This is a genomic window from Gardnerella sp. DNF00747 (assembly GCF_049262675.1).
Classification (GTDB): domain Bacteria; phylum Actinomycetota; class Actinomycetes; order Actinomycetales; family Bifidobacteriaceae; genus Bifidobacterium; species Bifidobacterium swidsinskii.
Genome location: NZ_CP058394.1, coordinates 1,264,730 through 1,283,887 on the forward strand (window position 1 = coordinate 1,264,730; position 19,158 = coordinate 1,283,887).

16 protein-coding genes and 1 tRNA gene are annotated in these 19,158 nt (G+C 47.7%); 3 read left to right on the forward strand and 14 right to left on the reverse strand.

Going from position 1 to position 19,158, the window contains the following annotated elements; translation table 11 throughout:
* Window positions 1-465 precede the first annotated feature (465 nt).
* The 10 genes from HXT32_RS04905 to HXT32_RS04950 form a co-directional block, all read right to left on the reverse strand.
* Entirely contained in the window at window positions 466-1,479 is a 1,014-nt protein-coding gene (locus HXT32_RS04905) for an Abi family protein (RefSeq protein WP_102703396.1), read from the reverse strand.
* A gap of 173 nt (window positions 1,480-1,652) precedes the next feature.
* Window positions 1,653-1,725: transfer RNA gene (locus tag HXT32_RS04910), tRNA-Arg, on the reverse strand.
* Between the two features lie 494 nt (window positions 1,726-2,219).
* On the reverse strand, window positions 2,220-4,907 hold the full coding sequence (locus tag HXT32_RS04915) for an ATP-binding cassette domain-containing protein (protein ID WP_102703394.1): 2,688 nt from the start codon (window positions 4,905-4,907) through the stop codon (window positions 2,220-2,222).
* A gap of 54 nt (window positions 4,908-4,961) precedes the next feature.
* Window positions 4,962-5,570, reverse strand: coding sequence for an ECF transporter S component (locus HXT32_RS04920; protein WP_004105192.1), 609 nt, complete (start codon window positions 5,568-5,570; stop codon window positions 4,962-4,964).
* Window positions 5,571-6,012: 442 nt separating this feature from the next.
* Window positions 6,013-6,786, reverse strand: coding sequence for a DUF4191 domain-containing protein (locus tag HXT32_RS04925; protein WP_422119868.1), 774 nt, complete (start codon window positions 6,784-6,786; stop codon window positions 6,013-6,015).
* Window positions 6,787-6,975: 189 nt separating this feature from the next.
* Window positions 6,976-7,614, reverse strand: a complete 639-nt coding sequence (locus HXT32_RS04930; protein WP_004105197.1) for a DUF3043 domain-containing protein — start codon at window positions 7,612-7,614, stop codon at window positions 6,976-6,978.
* A gap of 208 nt (window positions 7,615-7,822) precedes the next feature.
* A complete protein-coding gene (locus HXT32_RS04935) occupies window positions 7,823-9,190 on the reverse strand; it encodes a dipeptidase (protein ID WP_421783643.1) in 1,368 nt (455 codons plus the stop codon).
* 151 nt (window positions 9,191-9,341) lie between these two features.
* Entirely contained in the window at window positions 9,342-9,893 is a 552-nt protein-coding gene (locus tag HXT32_RS04940; protein WP_050770725.1) for a low molecular weight protein-tyrosine-phosphatase, read from the reverse strand.
* Between the two features lie 45 nt (window positions 9,894-9,938).
* A complete protein-coding gene (locus HXT32_RS04945; protein WP_119504570.1) occupies window positions 9,939-10,586 on the reverse strand; it encodes a dihydrofolate reductase in 648 nt (215 codons plus the stop codon).
* Between the two features lie 82 nt (window positions 10,587-10,668).
* Window positions 10,669-11,541: a thymidylate synthase gene (locus tag HXT32_RS04950; protein ID WP_119504571.1), complete on the reverse strand. Its 873-nt coding sequence runs from the start codon at window positions 11,539-11,541 to the stop codon at window positions 10,669-10,671.
* Window positions 11,542-11,692: 151 nt separating this feature from the next.
* Between HXT32_RS04950 and HXT32_RS04955 the strand changes: the two genes are divergently transcribed.
* On the forward strand, window positions 11,693-12,112 hold the full coding sequence (locus HXT32_RS04955; RefSeq protein WP_004119211.1) for an OsmC family protein: 420 nt from the start codon (window positions 11,693-11,695) through the stop codon (window positions 12,110-12,112).
* Window positions 12,113-12,224: 112 nt separating this feature from the next.
* Window positions 12,225-13,526, forward strand: coding sequence for a glycosyltransferase (locus HXT32_RS04960; RefSeq protein WP_421783641.1), 1,302 nt, complete (start codon window positions 12,225-12,227; stop codon window positions 13,524-13,526).
* A gap of 668 nt (window positions 13,527-14,194) precedes the next feature.
* Here the strand turns inward: HXT32_RS04960 and HXT32_RS04965 are convergent.
* The 3 genes from HXT32_RS04965 to HXT32_RS04975 form a co-directional block, all read right to left on the reverse strand.
* Complete coding sequence (locus HXT32_RS04965; protein WP_004105206.1) at window positions 14,195-15,220, reverse strand: universal stress protein; 1,026 nt, start codon at window positions 15,218-15,220, stop codon at window positions 14,195-14,197.
* A gap of 141 nt (window positions 15,221-15,361) precedes the next feature.
* Complete coding sequence (locus HXT32_RS04970; RefSeq protein ID WP_004110623.1) at window positions 15,362-16,084, reverse strand: C40 family peptidase; 723 nt, start codon at window positions 16,082-16,084, stop codon at window positions 15,362-15,364.
* 113 nt (window positions 16,085-16,197) lie between these two features.
* Complete coding sequence (locus tag HXT32_RS04975; protein ID WP_116773805.1) at window positions 16,198-17,343, reverse strand: CHAP domain-containing protein; 1,146 nt, start codon at window positions 17,341-17,343, stop codon at window positions 16,198-16,200.
* 185 nt (window positions 17,344-17,528) lie between these two features.
* On the opposite strand from HXT32_RS04975, the gene HXT32_RS04980 reads away from it, so the two are divergent.
* Window positions 17,529-17,795: a DUF2530 domain-containing protein gene (locus tag HXT32_RS04980; RefSeq protein ID WP_004110629.1), complete on the forward strand. Its 267-nt coding sequence runs from the start codon at window positions 17,529-17,531 to the stop codon at window positions 17,793-17,795.
* Between the two features lie 35 nt (window positions 17,796-17,830).
* Here HXT32_RS04980 and HXT32_RS04985 read toward each other — a convergent pair whose 3' ends face one another.
* Window positions 17,831-19,099: a sensor histidine kinase gene (locus tag HXT32_RS04985; protein WP_116431885.1), complete on the reverse strand. Its 1,269-nt coding sequence runs from the start codon at window positions 19,097-19,099 to the stop codon at window positions 17,831-17,833.
* Between the last annotated feature and the right edge of the window lie 59 nt (window positions 19,100-19,158).

Consider the following 19,158-nt stretch of genomic DNA (forward strand, 5'->3'; position numbering starts at 1 on the left):
CACGTATTATAATTGTGCATATAAAAAATTTCTATAATTCGCGAATATCGCTAAAAAATCTACTGTAAAACGCATTTATAATGAATAATTTCCGACGCCAAAACGCAAAAATCGCGTCTTCGGCGTGTCTAAAAACCGACCACTTTCCCACACAAAGTACTACATGTTGTTATAACGCACGCATCGCACCACTATATGCTGTGCTGGTATATGCTCTGTGTGTTGTGTGCTGCGCTGCTGTATTCTGTGTGCTTCGTCGCTATATACTGTGTGAGATTCGTCACTATATGCCATGCTATATATACTGTGCAACGCGAAAGCAGGTCGTCGCGTCAGCAAGAAAATCCGACAGAAACTGTGCAGCTGTGTAAAGGAAAGGTCGTTTGCGCGCAAAAAAAAATCGGGGCAGATGCACTCTCGCACTTCCGCCCCCCAAAACCCTAAGGTTTTCAAGCATTTTCAATTTTATCTTTCACATATCCAACTGTCAATAACAGTACAAATAAAAGCAAGCAATGAGTTAAATTTACTCGCTTTATCATACTCTTTTGTGTACTCAGATGCCTTTTTTATAAATCCTCCTGCAATGTATCTAATAATGCTTTTTTGATCATTCACGCATTCATCACATTGATAATTCCTAGACAAAAATCTCTTATACATATATGCAGTTATCACTATTTCTTTCATCTTCGCATTACACATATTCGATCGCCTCGCACGCTTATTGAACCCTACAGCTTCAATAGCTTTACTTACTTCTTCAAGCAAAAGCACGTTGTCAAAACTCTTTTCAGTAATTCCATCCAATATTGAATTAGAATGAGCACAAGCATTACGCACGGATTTTACCCTGCACAATAAGTGATGCTCCTTCTGCATCTCTCTACTACCCCATCTTTTTGCGCAAAAACGATAAAATCTTAACAATGTTCCAAATGTAATACCTTCAACAAATACCCAAATTGGCATTCCACCTGCATACTTTGCCGCCGGTTCTCTGCTATATTTCCCATCTTTAAGTCGTTCTAATTCAGCAATTAGTATTTTGCGGTCATCGTTATAAAGACTAGACATGTAATCTTCAACAATGGAGTATCCATCTTCTTCAGGATTTTCAGTAAACATTTTCATTAACTTAACTTTTGCCTCATGCTCTATAGCTAAAGTTATTAGAAGCAAAAGTATTTGAAACATCCTATTAAGCTGCTCTATTTTGCATAATTGATCAAAATCCAAGTCAATATACTGGCCATCCCTAGATCCACCAACTCTCTTGCTAAACAATTTTTTATATGAACAAGTCTCAAAATAATATGAGAAGATTGAAAGGTAGGAAATTGCAGAATCTTCAGATTGTTTGTTAAAAGTTATACCTTGCTTCTTAAGATGTTTTATCTGATCTATTGACGAAAGCTTCACAGGCAATTTACTAATTGCACATGTTTTCTTTATATCCGAATCGCATTGATTGTCCATACTATGTATTCCCCTTTTCCAAACTATGGATAAATATCTTTTATTTTTGCGAATACTACCCCAATAGCATTCGATGACTCTTTAAATGCACCAGCGCATATGCAAATATTCTACAAAACACTACACGAAAAGCAACGAATAGACAGGCACGACCAAAAGTAGAAAATCAAAAGTGGGCCTAATGGGATTCGAACCCACGACCTTCTGCTCCGGAGGCAGACGCTCTATCCACTGAGCTACAAGCCCGCAACTCGAGAAAGTATACACGCTAGTGAGGATGCGCGACGACCTGCCTGAGCGCAGCATTGCGCGCGCGAAGGCAATTCGGAGCGCCGAGCTTGCTTAGGGTTGAAAGCACAGTGTGCTTTCAACGCAAGCGAGGTCTGCCTGCGGCTTTATTGACGCAGGCAGGGCAGGTTAGTGTGGTTGTTCATTGTGAATTCGGTTGTGTTTTGCGTGCGCTGACGACCTGCTTGAGCGCAGCACAGGGCGCGCGAAAGCAACTCAGAGCGCCGAGCTTGCTTAGGGTTGAAAGCACAGTGTACTTTCAACGCAAGCGAGGTCTGCCTGCGGCTTTATTGACGCAGGCAGGGCAGGTTAGTGTGGTTGTGCTTTAGAAACTAGATTGTGACTGGGGATGCGAAGCAAAAAGCGACAGAAACTTTACAGCGGCGTAAAGGAAATAACGCGCCGCTAGCAAAAGCCGCTATCAAAAGCAGCCATCGCGCGCATAGAAAAACTCACGCGCCGCCAAGGAAGGCGAAGGTGCCGAAGTAAAGCGCAGCCACAACAGCAACCGACGGCACAATCGCGCACACAGCAAAAATCCACCAGTCGCGCGCACGCACACGACTCACGCGAGCGTGCGAACGCGCACCAATTCCCCCAAAACCGCGCGCTTCCATAGCCGTGGCGAGCGTCGTCGAGCGTCGAATCGAAAGCACAAGCAGCGCAAACGACTGCGGGAAGAACGCCCTCACGCGATGCTCATCACCCAAACCGCGCGAACGCCTCGACGCAGTCAGCGCCGCCCAATCATCCTGCAGCACGCCAAACAGCCTAATTCCAGCCAAACCGCCGTACACGAATCGATCCGGCAAATGCAGCACCTGGCTGAAAGCATCAGCCAAATCCGTAGCATCAAGCCCAATCACCATCACAATCGACGGCACGCCAATCGCCAAAATCCTAAGCGAAGTTGCAACAGCCAACATAGCCGAACGATCCGTAGCATGCATCAGCCACCACTGGAACCAAGTATTTCCGCCACTTTTGCCGTATAGCAACACAGTGAGCGCGGAAGTCGGCGCACCCACCCACACAGGCCACGAAAGGCGAATCACACGCCATGGCGGAAGCTTAATGCACGCAAAAATCACAAATTCCAACAGCAACGCGACCGAAGCAGAAACGCAATCAAGCGTAAAAAATAGCGGAATCGAAGCCGCGAACGCTCCAAAAATGCGAAATACTGGATTAATTGACGCGAGAAGCGGCGATTTGCTTGAAAGTTTCGCTTCCTCGTCGCGATTGTTTACAGCGCTCACTTTGATACGCGAAATGTCTGTTGCGCCGGTAGTTGCGGAAAGCGCTTCGGAAGATTTCACTTCGGAAGCACTCACTTCAGCAGCACTCATTTCAGCAGCTTCAGCTTTCGCATCCGGCACAAGCTCAACCAAGCGCGCACCCAACGCCTCAACCAGCTCACGGTCGTGCGTCACCACAATAATGCTCACACCCTCGCTACGAAGGCTTGCAATCAAGCGAATAATTTGCAACCAAGTTTTGCGATCCTGCCCAAAAGTCGGCTCGTCCAAAATCAGCACACGCGGAGCCGCAGCAAGCGACGCCGCCACAGTCAGACGACGCTTTTCACCTCCCGAAAGCGTGTACGGATTCGCCTTCGCGTAACGAGCCAGACGGAATCGCTTCAGCAACTCCTGAGCCTTCGCGCGCGCCTCATCCGCCGAAACACCCGTGCGAAGCGGCCCCAACATAACCTCATCCAACACCGAACCACACGCAAACTGATGCTCCGGATTCTGAAAAACGTACGAAATGCGCTTCGCCAAATCAGGCGACTTCCACTTCATTGGATCCGTACCATTCGCGCCTTGAGCAAGAGCATCACTCGCCACAACCTCGCCGCTTACTGCCGGCAAAAGACCAGCCAAAGTGAGCGAAAGCGTTGATTTTCCAGCACCGTTCGCGCCGACCAAAGCCGTAATCTGTCCGGCTTTAAACTCAAGATTGATGTGACGCGCAATCGGCTCGCTATTATGGCTGATTGCGAGGTCCTTCGTGAAAAGTAGCACTTCTCCGTAGCCTTCTGCTGGATCGCAGTTTTCGTAATATTTTTCAGAAGATTCTGCATTTGCGGAAGAATTACTTACGGAAGATTCATTTGCAGAAGATTTTACGTTTTTCTTGTAGCGTTCCGGAAGCCAAATACCCAGATCCTCAAAGTCCAAATCGGTGCGATTAAACACCTCGTCTGGCGTGCCGTCCGCCACAATCACTGTGCGCGAAGAAGCCACGCGCGCAATATCGTCATCGTGAACGGTTTCGTTGTTCGCAGCTTTTCCGTTCGCAGCTTCATCATTCTCAAGCCCAAGCACAACCACGCGGTCAATCATGTCAATCCACGGCTCCGCGTGATGCTCCACAAGCACCATCGTGGCGTGCGTCAAATCCAAAACCGCGCGCACAGCACCAACAATCTGCTGCGTGCCATCCGGATCCAAATTCGCAGTCGGCTCGTCCAAAAGCAGCACACTCGGCTGCATAGCGAGCGCGCCAGCAAGCGCCAAACGCTGCATCTGACCGCCGCTTAAATGCGAAGTTGAGCGATGCAATTGCAAGCCATCCAACCCAACTTCTTTAAGACTTTTGCGCACGCGATCCCAAATTTCGTTGCGCGGAACGTTCATATTTTCCGGACCAAACGCAACGTTATCCCCCAAACGCTGGAAAATCGCCTGTGCATCCGGATCTTGCAAAACCAAACCAACGCGACCGCGCGCACGTCGAACCGGCACGCCGTCAACCAAAACACAACCCTCGCTCACACCACCATCGGCATCTTCGACGAGAGTGGTTTGCTGGGATTTTGCGCTATTTTTCGCCACAAAATCATTGCCAATAAGACCTGCCGCGCCGCTTAAAATCGTGGATTTACCGATGCCTGATGCACCAAGCAGCAACACGCGCTGCCCCGCCTTAATCGTGAGGTCCAACCCGCGCACAGCAAAAGCGCGACGGGAAGCATGACGATAACCCCAATTCTCAAAACGAAGTTCAGCGTTACTTGCGTTAGAAGCGTTATCACTAGCTCTACTTGCGTCACTAGCGTTGCTGATACTCTTGCGATCACTTAAATCTGTTGGAAGGAAAGTTTCAGATTCTTGCGATTGAGTAGCATCAGGCATAGTAAATCCTTTATGGCAATGATAGATTTTAGTTATTTCTTAATACGTTATTCGCTATTTTTCGCGTATTTCGCGACCGGACGCAAACTGATCCAACGCGCCGGTCTTAGCGATTCCCACATACAAGAACCACATTAAAACACCAGCAAACACAATTCCGGAAACCACTGTGCTGGCGAAGTATGGAAGACCATACTTGCCGAATACGCTAACAGCCTGTAACTTACCGAGGAAGGTGTAACCCCAGCAACCAATGCCAGTCAATGCGCCGGAAAGAATCATTGTGTTCAAATTCCACTTCTTGTAAGCGAAAATAATGAACGCAATTTCAGCAAACAGACCCTGAACCACTGCAATAGCGAAGGTTTCAGCACCACCCCACTGATTGCCCATCAAAGCTTCGAGCACGCCAGCTACGACTTCAGCGTAAATAGCAGCACCCGGCTTACGCACGATTACTGCGGCCAAAGGAGCAGCGAAGAGCCAAAGACCGTTAATAAGACCTGCAAAACCTGGAAGAATGCTGTTTAGCGCAGTCCATGGAACCTCACTAAAAATGGCAACAACCCAATAAATAAAAGCAGAAACAACGCCAATTACGGAAGCAACTGCGATGTCTGCAACACGCCACTGCATGTTGGACTGATAATTTTCTTCTGACATAAAAATGTGCCTTTCTTGTTACGTGTTGCAATGCGTTACATTGTGCGCAATGCAATATTTTGCGTTACATGTGTACATTACGATGTTGTGCGTCAAACGCGTTACATCGTGATGCGTTACATGCAATACTTTGCGTTACAAAGAAACCTTGCAACACCTCTCCAGGCACGGGAAAAACAGACCTCCGTGCGCCGGTATTACCCGGATTCACGTTCAAGCGGTTTTCTCTCAGCTCTGAATGTTCACGCTTGCATAAGCGAGATAACACAGAGCACCCGTGTCGATTGACGATTGTACGGCACTGCGTCGACGCCAACCCTCCAAACGCGCGCGCTGTGCTGCGCTCAAGCAGGTCGTCGCATCAATAAAAATGTGCGCAAGCGACGAACAAACGCCACTTACGCACGCAACAATAAGGCTAAAACACTAAAATTTACTTAATTTACTTACCGCGCATTGCACGACGGCTGATGCGCTGAGGACGCGTTGGATCGATGCCCTTCGGAATGCCAAATCCACTCTTGCTTTGCAACGTGCGCAAACGCTCATTCAAAATCGCAAGCTCTGTCTTAGTAAGGAAGAATCGGCGGTTCGGATGAATTTTATCGAACAACGCAAACTTGTGCTTCACAGGCTGTAGCGTCTTCGAGCGCAACACCTTTCCGCGCAATTCTTTAAGCTTCACCTGATTTTCGCCATTACCAACAGCAATACGGTATACAGGTATATTAGATCCGGCAGTAACGCTTTTAATAGCGTGCTCCTGTCGATCCATAGCATGCATTAAACGCTCGTAATTACCCTCACCAACGAGGAAAATTCCGTTAAAACCAGTGCCTCGCCAAAGCGCATCCTTCGTGCGCGCGTCCACCCACACAGGCTGCTGCGGAAAAGTAAAACCGCCCTTATTAATCGCAGAAATAATGCCAGCAGCCGCACCCGGGCGACCTTCCAACTTTGCGTAACCAACTTTATCTGCGCGCTTCGTAAGTACAACAGTAAACAGCAGCAAACCAAGCATCGCCGCTGTAATAAGCATCATAATCCACATCAAAATGGACCAACGAGATACAATTCCAAGAATTACAGCAACCAAAATCGGTGCAGCAAACGCGCAAGACAACCACAAAGGCAGCTGCTTATCGTCAGAATGCGTGTACTTATAAATACGTATAACCTGCGAGAACATGCCCTGCTTTTTCTTAGGCTTCTTCATACCTTGCGTCGCGCCCTGAGACGCGCCTTGCGATTTGCTTTGTGCTTTATCTTGTGCCATGCGTTTACCCCATGATATTCGCGTTATTTTGAGTATCTCAAATAATAATAGTAGCTTGTGCAAATATTAATAAATTTGCACTTACTTGTGCACTTACTTTTACACTTACTTTTACACTTACTTTTACACTTACTTCGGCCAGTTACCACGCTTTGCGCTACTCGGCTTAGGCAAACGCCAGCGACGAAGCTGCATAGCGCGGCTGAATGCGTACATGCCGGAACGCGATTTGCGCGACACAGCCACATCACCAAAACGACGAATCAGCTCCTTACGCAACTTACGCCACATAACAAACATGTCAATTACAGATGCAAACAAATACGCGTACAAGAACACTGCAAAAACAAAATAAACAATCACAAATTTAGATAGCGCAAACAAGCAAATCATAATCAACACTGCAACTGGTATGAAAAACTCGCCAATATTAATTCGAGCATCCACGTAATCGCGAATATACACACGCCACGGAAGCTGCTCAATTTTTGGCATATGCGCCAAATCGCCAGTGCGCATTGCGTTGTATTGCAAATTCTCAGATTCGCGAAGACGAGCGCGCGCGCGTTTTGCACTTTCCTTGCGATCTGCCGGCACTAGTGGACGAAGCTTTTGCGCCTGAGCAGCGTTGCGCTTAGGAGTTGGCGCGTTTTTTTCGCGAGATTTCGTCGCTACGGACGATTCTGCATCCGCTACTTTCTTTTGCAACGAAGGAGTAGACGCGCCCTCATTATTGGCAGTTTTCTTTGCAAATGGATTCCATGTCATGTTTGCAGATTACTCAACAGACTAGACGCATGCAGACGCGGCGGAAACGGCAGAAAATTTACAGTAACGTAAAATTTCGGTCGAGAATCGCCACAAAAACGGCAGAAACTTTACGCGCATGTAAAGAAAAAGGGGTACATATCAAAAAACGGCAGAAACTTTACAGCGTTGCAAAGTTTATGCCGCCTTCGCGCAAAATTAGCCAGAATTACTCGCCCAATCGATCCAAAAGCAGCGCTTCCGTCACAATATTTCCGCGCAAACCAGAAAGCGAAATCGACTCGTTCGGGCTGTGTGCATTAGACTTAGGGTCTTCCGGACCCGTCACCAGCACCTGCGCCTTCGGGAAGATGCGCTGAAGCTCAGGAATAAACGGAATCGAGCCGCCCTCGCCCTTGTTTACCGGCTCCACGCCGAAAGCATCGCGCATAGAAGCGAGCGCATCCTTCGTTGCAACAGCATCCGGATCCATTGCCCAACCCATGCCGTTATCAATCGGCTCTGCAGTAACTTCCGCACCAAAAGGCGCGTGAGATACCAAGAAGTCACACAACGCTTTTTGCGCTTCTTCCGGACGCTGCGAAGGCGCGGTACGAAGCGAAAGACGCAACTTAGTTTCGTGCGCAATCACATTAAAACTGCCCTCAACAGGATGTGCGTCCATGCCGATTACCGTCAGGCTTGGCTTAGTCCACATGCGCGCGGCGAGAGAACCGGTGCCTGCAAGCTTATAAGAATCGACCACGGAAGCGTCGGCGCGCACTTGTGCTTCGTCCAAATCGCGCTGCAAACCGCCAACCGGTTCCTGTGCTTCAATTCCAGGAACTGCCAAGTCGCCAGCTTCGTTGTAAAGCGAGGCAATAAGCATGGAAGCGAGCGTGTAAGCGTCCAAAATCGGACCGCCAAACTGTCCAGAATGCACTTGATGACCAAGTACTTTAACCCTTACATCCACGTCGGTATTTCCACGCAAACTCGTTGTAAGACTTGGGATTTCGGCGGACCAATTGCCGGAGTCGGCAACGATAATTACGTCGGATTCGAACTCGTCTTTATGCGATTCAATGAACGGGATGAAGCTTGGCGAGCCCATTTCTTCTTCGCCTTCGATGAAAACCTTAATATTTACGCGCAAATCGTCGCTTAGTGCGCGCAAAGCTCCGTAGTGAATTGCGATTCCGCCGCCGTCGTCAGCTGAGCCGCGTCCGTAGAGGCGACCGTCGCGCTCTGTGCCTTCAAATGGGTTTGTGTTCCACTCGGATGGGTCCGGAACAGGCTGCACATCGTGATGCGCGTACAGCAAAACCGTTGGCGCACTTGGGTTTACGATACGAGAGCCGACCACTTCAAAAGCCCCCGGAGTGCCGTCCGGATTCGTGGACTGCTCAACGCGCGCGTCAATACCAACCTCACGCAATACCCCAGCCACGTATTGCGCGGACTTTTGCATATGCTCGCCGGCAATACCCTTAGCAGAAACCGCAGCCAGCGAAATCTTCTTATTCAACACGGAAACTACATCATTCCAGGCGTTTTGCACGCGAGCGCGCACGTCTTCGACAGCCAAATCTGCCATAAATCCTCCCAACTAAAAGCAACAGAGCGGTAATTGATGCCTGTAAAACTATACCTACAAATTTAAACTATATTCGCAAACGTGAGAAAACGCTCGCACTATAAGTGCTCGCTTATAGCGCGAGCGTTACCTCACATTTGGAGCGTTTAGTTTAGTCAGCCCTCTCAATGCGCGCGGCAACCCAATCGACGATATAAGGCGCGCACTGCTCAACCTGATCCATCGCAACCTCAAATTCGCGAGGACCTCCGTACCACGGATCAGCCAAGTCGAGCAACATCTCGCGACCAGGCTGCGGCTTAGGAAGCGACGGATCAAACGCGCGATACATATGCACAAGTTCGCGCTTTTGCACAGGCAACAAACGCAAAAGCGAGCGCATATGCGAAGCCGTCATAGGCAAAAACAGGTTCGTTTCCGCAATCTCATCCGCTTCAATTCGATGCGCAAAATGCGAAGCAGGAAGCCTGTATCCGCGCTTAGTTAATTCCCTTTGCGCGCGGCGATCAATCGGATTGCCATACTCTTCGTCGCTTACACCACTGGAACGCACAGCAACGACGTCGCCCAATCCCCTCAATTGAAACTCGTTGCGCAACACGATTTCCGCCATTGGCGAGCGACAAATATTGCCTGTGCAAACCGTCATGACGGTATATGGGTGACGCGCGTCTACCTTGATTTTGCTTGATTCTTCAGTCATGCTTCCTCGTTTATTTTGCTGTCTCGTTTACTTTGCGATTCTCGTTTACCGCGCAGGCTCATATACCATAGACCGGTATCGTGCAGGATTGCTTTCGCTACCAACCTTAAGCAGCGCTTCCTCAAACTCACCTTCGCGCGCAACATGCCATTTTCCTGCATCAACTAATGCATGAATGTTCGGAGCAAACGTGTCCGCTGCAACTTTCGCATCGATTTGCGTTACGTAAGCTGCGTCCGCGTGATAATTCGCGAGCATCTCGCGCAAAATCGCAGCACCGCCAATAACCCAGATTGCGGAGCCGTCTTGCGGCAAGTCTTGCGGCAAGTCTTGAGATGCGCTTTCCTGATTTTCCAGCGCTTCCCTATTTTCCAGCCATTCGCGCGCATAATCCAAAGCCGCGTCAATACTAGTAAAACTACGCGCTCCATCCGCCACAAAATCCGAATTATGCGTAACAACAATATTTTCACGCCCAGGCAACGGACGGAATTTCGGCGGCATCGCATCCCACGTGCCACGACCCATAATCACAGGGCAACCGATAGTCATCGCCTTAAAATAGCGCAAATCCGGCGAAAGTCGCCACGGCATACCTCCGTTTACACCCATCGCGCCTGGCTTGCCGTCCAAACCAAAAGCCTCGCCCCAAATCAGTCGCACAGGGAAATTATGCGACACGCTGTTTGCCATATACGCACCTCACACGCTAAATCAAGCTAAAAATTAAACTAAATCAAGCAAAATAATTCGCAACCAATCAAACCGCAATCAATCACACCGCAACCGGCGCTTTAATCGTCGGATGATGCTTGTACTCAACCACCTTAAAATCGCTGTAATCGTAGTCAAAAATCGAATCCGCCTTACGAATTTCAAGCTGCGGATACGGGTATGGCTCGCGCGAAAGCTGCTCAAGCACCTGCTCAACGTGATTGTCGTAAATATGGCAGTCGCCGCCCGTCCACACGAACTCACCCGGCTCCAAACCTGCCTGCTGAGCCATCATCATCGTCAAAAGCGAGTAGGACGCAATGTTAAACGGCACGCCGAGGAACATATCGCAAGAACGCTGGTAAAGCTGGCACGAAAGCTTGCCGTCGGCAACGTAGAACTGGAAAAGCGAGTGGCATGGCGGCAACGCCATATGCTCAACTTCCGCAGGATTCCAAGCGCTAACAATCATGCGGCGAGAATCTGGGTGATTCTTCATAAGATCCAGAACGTTTGCGATTTGGTCGATTGTGCGGTTTGGATTTTCCGCTGTCGAAGCCGGCCAACTCCTCCACTGCACGCCGTAAACAGGGCCCAAATCGCCGTTTTCGTCCGCCCACTCGTCCCAAATATGAACGCCGTTTTCTTGCAACCAACGCACATTACTCGAGCCTTTAAGGAACCAAAGCAGCTCGTACGCAAGTCCTTTGAAAAACACGGTTTTCGTGGTGATAAGCGGGAAGTATTTGCTAATATCGAAACGAATTTGCTGGCCAAAAAGTGAGATTGTGCCAGTGCCGGTGCGATCTGATTTTAAAGTGCCTTCCGTAAGGATTTTTCGCACTAAATCCTCGTAAGGAGTTGGGATGCTGGAAAGCGGTTTTTGTGGTACGCGCGCGCGAATTGCGGCAAGTTCTTCTTCTGTTAAAGCCATGCTGCCATGTTAACAAAGTGCTAATAAATTTAAAGAATCGCGCTCGTAAAACCATATGCCTACCGCGCAAAACGCTAACTTCTGCAATTGAACGCAAAGTTACAATCCTTACGATAACATGAACAAATACGACTACAGCAAAGGAGCAAAAATGTCTAGAAGATTATGGGTAGAGCGCAACGAAGACGGCACTTGGGAAGCACACAGCGACGACGGTGTGAGCTTGAAGTTTGGTCACGGCGAAGGCATGTTCAACCCGGTTGAATTAATGCAAATCGCTTTAGCTGGTTGCACAGCTCTTAGCAGCCAGTACGCTGCAGAACACGCTATTGGAGAGGGTGCTGGAGCGCGAGTTGTAGTAAACGGCACGTACGACGCGGAAGAAGGCACATACTTGCGTTTTCAAGAAGACGTCACTCTTGACGCAACTTGCGCAAAACCTGCACTCAGCCAGGAAGATGCGTCCGCACTAAAAGAGCGCATGGAACGCCACATTTCCAGGGGTTGTACTGTTAAACATACGCTCGAAAAAGGCGCGCAAGTTAGCGTAAACGTTACGGTTCGCAGCTAGAATAAGCCAAAAGTCGCACCAAAAGTCGCGAAAAATCACACTAAAATTCACCACGTGTGGCACAATTGAGTACACAAGATATTTGCGCAATAATGACGCTACGCATGCATGTATGCAACCGGAGGAAACTTTGAAAATCGCTATTTTTACCGAAACGTATCCACCGTACATAAATGGCGTCGCAACACAGTCTTATATGCTCAAAAAGATGTATGAAGAGCTTGGGCATGAAGTGCTAGTAGTCACGGTCGGCTCCAAAAAACAGCGCAAAACCAAGCTTGAAGATGGGGTTGTTTACGTTCCGGGCATATTGCTTAAAAAGCTTTACAAATACCGCGTTGCGCTTCCGATTGGTCACATGCGAAAGCAACTTCCTCTTAAATTTAAGCCGGATGTCATTCATATTCAAAACGAATTTGGCATTGGCGAAATCGGCTTGGAAGTAGCAAAAAAAGAGCATATTCCCGTTATTTACACGCTTCATACAGAATACGATAAATTCCTGTTTTACATTGGCTTAAAGCATTTTACTGAGTTCTCTCGCAATATTTCGGCGAAATATTTTATGCGATTCTCGAAAAATGCCACAATTATTACGAGCATGTCTCCTAAAGCACAGGCATATATTGACCGTCAGAAGGTTGATAAAAAAGTAATTGTGCTGAATAATGCTGTGGAATATAAAAAGTTCCTACCAACGCCTGAGCGACTTGCATTCCGCAAAGCTTTCCGCGAAAAATATGGCGTTTCTGACTCTACTAAGCTGTTTGTTTTCGTTGGTAGAATCGGCGCTGAAAAAAATATTTCAGAATTAATTGACAACTTTATGTATTGCGATTTTCCTCGCGAAAAAGCGCGCTTATTTGTTATTGGCGGCGGTCCTGATTTGGAATCGTTGCGCAAGCGCGTGGCAGATAATGGTTTTGACGACAGAATTTGCTTGCTTGGGCCTATTGCTCACACGGAAATTCCAAAGTATTTGCACGCAATGGACTACTACACAACCGCATCACTTTCCGAAATGCACTCACTTTCGATGTTAGAAGCAATGGCTTCCGGTCTGTTTGCGCTTGTAAAGCATGATGTACCGAATGAGAAGCAGATTATCAGCGGTCAAAACGGGTATCAGTGGGATACTAAGGAAGATTTTAAAACTGTTTTTAGTAAAGTTTTGAATATGAGCGAGGCTGAGCAGGCTCAGCTTAAGGCGAACGTGCTCGAGTATTCGAAAAATAACGATTTTAAGAGCCAAGCGCGTGAGCTGCTTAAGATTTACAAGCGCGCAATCGAGATGAATAAAGAAAAGCTCGCTGAAAAGAAAGCTAAGCGAGATGCCAGGCGCGCGCGTTTTATGCTGAAAAAGCGCGAGAATACTGAAGCGGAGTCGCAAGAGCCGCAAAAGCCGCAAGACTAGATGACCTGCGCGCTCCAAATGTGGGATAAAATCCCCGGCAAATGTGGTCAGCTTCGGCAAAACCAACAACAAACGCCAGTAAAAACTCCGGCAAATGTTTCACTACGCCGGTCTTCAGACACGCGCGCAGCGCGACGACCTGCTTTCGCGCTGCGATTTTAGCGCGCGAAGGCAATTTGGAGCGGAAACTCGCTTAAGTTGGAAGTCCAGTGGACTTCCAACGCGAGTTTCGCGCGCGAGCGTAATCAGCGCGAGCGCAATCTGCACGAATGTCTCAAAACAAGCAAAATGAGACCCTAATGCAGTACGCAATCTGCACTAATGTCCGAAAACAACCAAACAGAGACAATAACGCAGTAACTCATCTGCACCAGTGTCTCAAAATGGGCAAAATGAGACACGCGCGCAGAAAGCAAGTCAACGCTAGTAATTCAATGCTCAAGCAGGTCGTCAGCGCACACAAAACACAACCTAGTTTCTAAAGCATAACCACACAAATCTGTCCTGCCTTCGTCAATCGAGACGAAGGCAGACCTCGCTTGCGTTGAAAGCACACCGTGCTTTCAACCCTAAGCAAGCTCGGCGCTCCGAGTTGCTTTCGCGCGCGCTGTGCTGCGCTCAAGCAGGTCGTCGCAGCAACGCGAGCGTTATCCCAAGCAGTCGTTGCATTATCGCAGCGGATCGATTGTTTGTTCAATCTCCTTAGCAGCTTCTTTACCAGCCTTCGGCACATCAACCTCATGCACTCCGGAAATATCGTCAATAGACGCTTCAGAATGCTGCTTTTGCGCTGCCGCAACCTGAGCTGCACTAAATTCCACATACTTGCGCGGCACAACGTACACAGGCCTCGAAGAATGCTGCAACAATCCCTGGCTAATCGAGCCAAGCAGCAAACCGGTAAAGCCACCGCGACCGCGAGAACCAACAACCACAAGATCATGATTCAAACTAGCTTGAGTCAAAGCTTCAACAGCAGAACCAGGCACAACAGTTCGATGAATTTGCAAATCCGGCAAACGCTGCAAAATTGGCTTCACGCGCTCCTCAAGATCCTCCATGTACGAGCCCATAACAGCGGTATCGCCCTCAGCACCTTGCACTCTTGGCACTGCAGAAATAACATCAAGCTCAGCATGCCAGCTATCCGCCAAATCAGCCGCAATTTCAAGAGCTTTAAGCCCCCACTTCGACTCGTCAGAGCCAACAGCCACACGCGTAATCGTATTATTCAAATGAATACGCTGACCGTCATCGTCAGTGTAAGGCACAACCACAATTGGGCAATACGCATAAGCTGGAAGCGAAGAACTAGTTGTGCCGAGCAAACGCTCTGCCAAGCCACCTTTGCCGCGATTGCCAATCACAATAAGCTGATAGTTACGAGAAAGCTCCACGAAAACCGAAGAAGGATCGCCCGTAACAATTAGCGTAGTCGCGTCAACACCCTGCTCAAGAGCAACAGCTTTTGCTTTAGATAGAATTTCTTGTGCATCGTGATGAGCTGCATTATCGTCACCAATCGCAGTGTAAGTGGCATCAAAAGAAACAGCAGCATAACTCGGCAACGAATAAGCGCAAACAATTTGCAATTGCAACCCAGCATGCTTTGCGTAATTTGCAGCCCACCAAACCGCTTTATAGCTCGCGTGCGAGCCGTCAACTCCAACCAATACAGCTTTTTCTGGGATCATTGCCAACCTCCTCATACTTGCACTTGCGACAGCAGCGTCACTCGCGCACAACTTGTAAATACTATTGTAGCGTAATTTTAGATTGAGTGTTGGCCAGTTTTGCGATATATGACTACAGAAACTCTACAGAAGCTATAGAAACTACAGAACGCGACGAATAGAGTATCCGCCTGGGAACACGCAGCGGATAGGATCGTACTTAGTGCCAGCAAGCTGCGAATTAATTACCATGCCGTTACCAACATAAATAGAAGCATGCTGCGCATTCGCGATAATATCTCCAGGCTGCGCTTGAGCCAAACTTGGGATTGGGGTTCCAACAGTTGCCTGCGCTCCAGAAGTACGAGGCAAAGAAACACCAACACTAGCAAAAACATACTGCACAAAACCGGAGCAATCCCATCCAGCAGGAGTATTGCCACCACTACGATACGGAACTTTGCCTAAGAATTGAGTAGCAAAATTCAAAAGAGAAGCAACAGACTTACCGTCAGGAGGAACTACAGAAGCAAGAGGAACCTGCTCAACACCACTGCGGAAACCAGAACGGCTTGCAGCAACATTTCCAGCAAAAGCACGGTGTGCCACTTCAGCAGCTTGTTCGCTAGGAGTCTTAGTTTGAGGTACATTCAAGCTTTCTATGCCACCCCAATGAGAATCTGCGTCGACATCAGTAGAAGTAGATTCAGTTAAAATATCGCGACGCACATTCGTCACCTTTGGAAATGCGCGCGTAGAAGTGACAGCTGACTCGGAAAGCTCATGCGAAGACTCTGCCATGGCGAATGGCGCCATAACAGTAAGCATTGAAGCTGCAGCGGCAGTTGATACAAAAACTGAGAAAATTCTACTTTGTTTTAGCATACTTTCCGTAGTGTATCATCTGGGTATTACATACGAGAAAAATAGCAACGCCAGTAATAAGCAAACTAATTTTAGCAAACCAGCTCTAGTAACGAAACTTCAGTAATGCAGCTTTAGTAATGAATAAACTGATATTGAGAAACTTCCTTAGCGTCAAACTTGCGCGAGAAAGTTCGTCCTTGGTAAGAAGCGCCACATTCAGAAGTTTCAATAGAACCGTCTGAATTAATTTTTTCAACAACTGCAACGTGCCCATAGAATGGATCAGAACCAGCCTGACCCGAGCGGAACACCATGATATCGCCAACATGACGAGCGGAATTATCTACCCAATAGCCAAGACTGCGCGCAGAATCAGCCCACATATTTCCGTTGCCAAAATGCGAGCCAACAGGCAAACCTAACTGATGGCGGCGAATATACACCCACCACGTGCACTGGCTGAACTCATACGCGTTACCGGTATCCCCAGTTGCGTGATTTGGGTTAAAGCCCTTCGGCAAAACGTCAAAGTCTTTATCTATCAACAAAGCAACCTTAGGATTATTCGCAGCAGAACGCGACATTTCCGCAATATTAAAGCCTGAATCAGAACCTAAATTCCACGAATCAGACTTCGAAGATATAGTAGAAAAAGTGCCAGGTTGTACTGAATTAGCAACCTTATTGGCTAAGTTTCCATGCTTCGAATCCGAGCGAGCAGAACTATCTTCATTCGCGCTATTTGCAGCATCAGCAGAGCCCGCATTATGCGATTTTTTAGCAGCATTCTCAATAGAGTCAACAGCATTATTAATAGTCGCCATAGGATCAAGAGACTCGCGCTGGCTAGAACGCGAAACTGTTGAAGATGCGTCGCCAACTGCAGTCATAGACGGCTCAAATTCGGAAGCGCGAGCATCAAAACTATTAACCTTAGTTAAAGCCATAGTAGCTGCAACAGTACCAACCATTGCAACAAGAGAAGCCGAAAGTATTACATTGTGACGACGCTCATTAGCAAGCTTAGACAACCTAAGCGCGCGCCTGCTTTGAGGAACAAGCTCCTGCAAACGCTCAGAAACAGCTTCTGGAAGCTCTACAACAGCACCATTGCTAGTAGCAACCGCAGCCAAACGCTCACTAACACGATTAGCCTGAACAGAACGCATACCGCGCACACTATGCGCACCATGCGCGCCATGCTGAGCTACAAACAGCGAAAGCGGCGAATCACCACGCCTCTTTGCTTTTGTGGCACCATGTGCAGCATGTCTCATACTAATCACTTTCTTATGTTAAACGTGGAACGCAGCGCACAAACGCTACACCCCCAACTGATTTTCTTCCAATCTTCTATGTGAAAGGTTACAACGTGGTTAGGATGTAAGAAACGCACACAACCTAAATCCGCCAATTTTCGCGCTTAAGCTGCACTTGTCACACTTAGACTTCGGTAAGTTGTATGGTTGGAAGTATGAAATTTGCACCTATAGTTAATCCTGATGCACGAAAAGCAGCACCAAAACCGCTGCGCGTTGATTTGCGAAAGGTTTTTGCTATAGGAACGATCGCGTGGCTAGTCGCAACAATGATTGCGCTTATCGTTGCGTTATTGCATATTACAACTTGGTTTCCTGTGCTGTTTTGCGTATCGGGAACAATTATTGGCGTTCTGCTATTAATCTGGGAACATTTTGACCGTTGGGACTACAGGCGCTTAGGAAAATAGTTTATTGCTGATTTGCTAACTTGCTAACTTGCTGCTTATTTATTTGCAATTGGTAGCGCAAAACTTACGGTAGTACCCTGCCCCGGCATACTCCAAAGCGTAATATTTCCGTGGTGCGTAAGTGCCACATGCTTAGCAATTGCAAGCCCTAAACCTACACCATCCTGGCTTTGACTATTTTGATTATTCGCACGATAGAATCGTTCAAAAATTCGCGACTGATCTTGCAAATCAATGCCAACTCCGCGATCTACAACACGAATCACAGCGTATTGACCATCTGTTGAAAGTGACGCAGATAGCGAAACTGTAGAATTTTTTGGAGAATACGTAATTGCATTCTCAACTAATTTCCGCACTGCAGCTTGAATTTGCGAAATTTCACCGCGCACGCATAAGTGCGAATCGACTTTTGACACGACGCGTACGCAACAATCCTTAGCAAACGCAGCAACTTGATTTTGCACATACGACAAAACATCATTCAAAGAAAATACTTGCGCAGAATCTAAATCAATAGGATTTTGAGCGCGAACCAGCCATAACAAATCTTCAAGCATGTGCTCAAGTTTCTTGGAAGATTTACCGGCAATTTGCGCAATATCTTTAATTTTTTGCGCAGATACCTGTTCGTTTTGCAAAACTTTCGTAAGCTGAGTTAAGTTGCGAGTAGATCGCATTAACTGCTCAGAAACGTTGGAAATAAAGTCGTCGCGAGTTTGCGCAAAACGGTGAGCTGCACTCGTATCCTCAATAATTACAACTACAATACCGCCTCCAATGCTTCCAGCCGTAACAGTAAGCCAATTAGGGCGCGAAACAGTGGTTGACTCTTGAGGATTTGCAGTTATTGACACATAACGCTCAGGGGTCGAAGTGACCAAAGAGAAGCGCTCGAATCCACCAGAAGCGCGTACGGAATTAGCAGCTTGAAGAACGCGAGGCTGACATAGCGAATCATCGCTAACAACACCTAGCAAATAAGCTTCAGAACTTGCGCGAATTACGTCATTGTTGGCATCAATTACAACAGTTGGCATGTCGAGCATTGCCAAAACTTGGGACGCGTCGTCGCTGATGTCGTCGCTTGCGTTGTCGCTGATGTCGTCGCTTATGTCGTCGCTTTCGTCATACTTTGTGCCATACCTTGCGCCACGAATATAATTAAACGCTCGCTTAAAAAGACGCAAAACTGTAGAAAACCAATCCGACATCAACACACACAACGAAAGCACAACGCACAACGCAAGCACGCCGAAAGCAACAAATACAACGATCACAACCGCAGAAGAACCTTGAGGCATACTCCTATAATCTCATATTTTGCGCGCTTTTGTAACTATGCAACTAAAAAGCGGCAGAA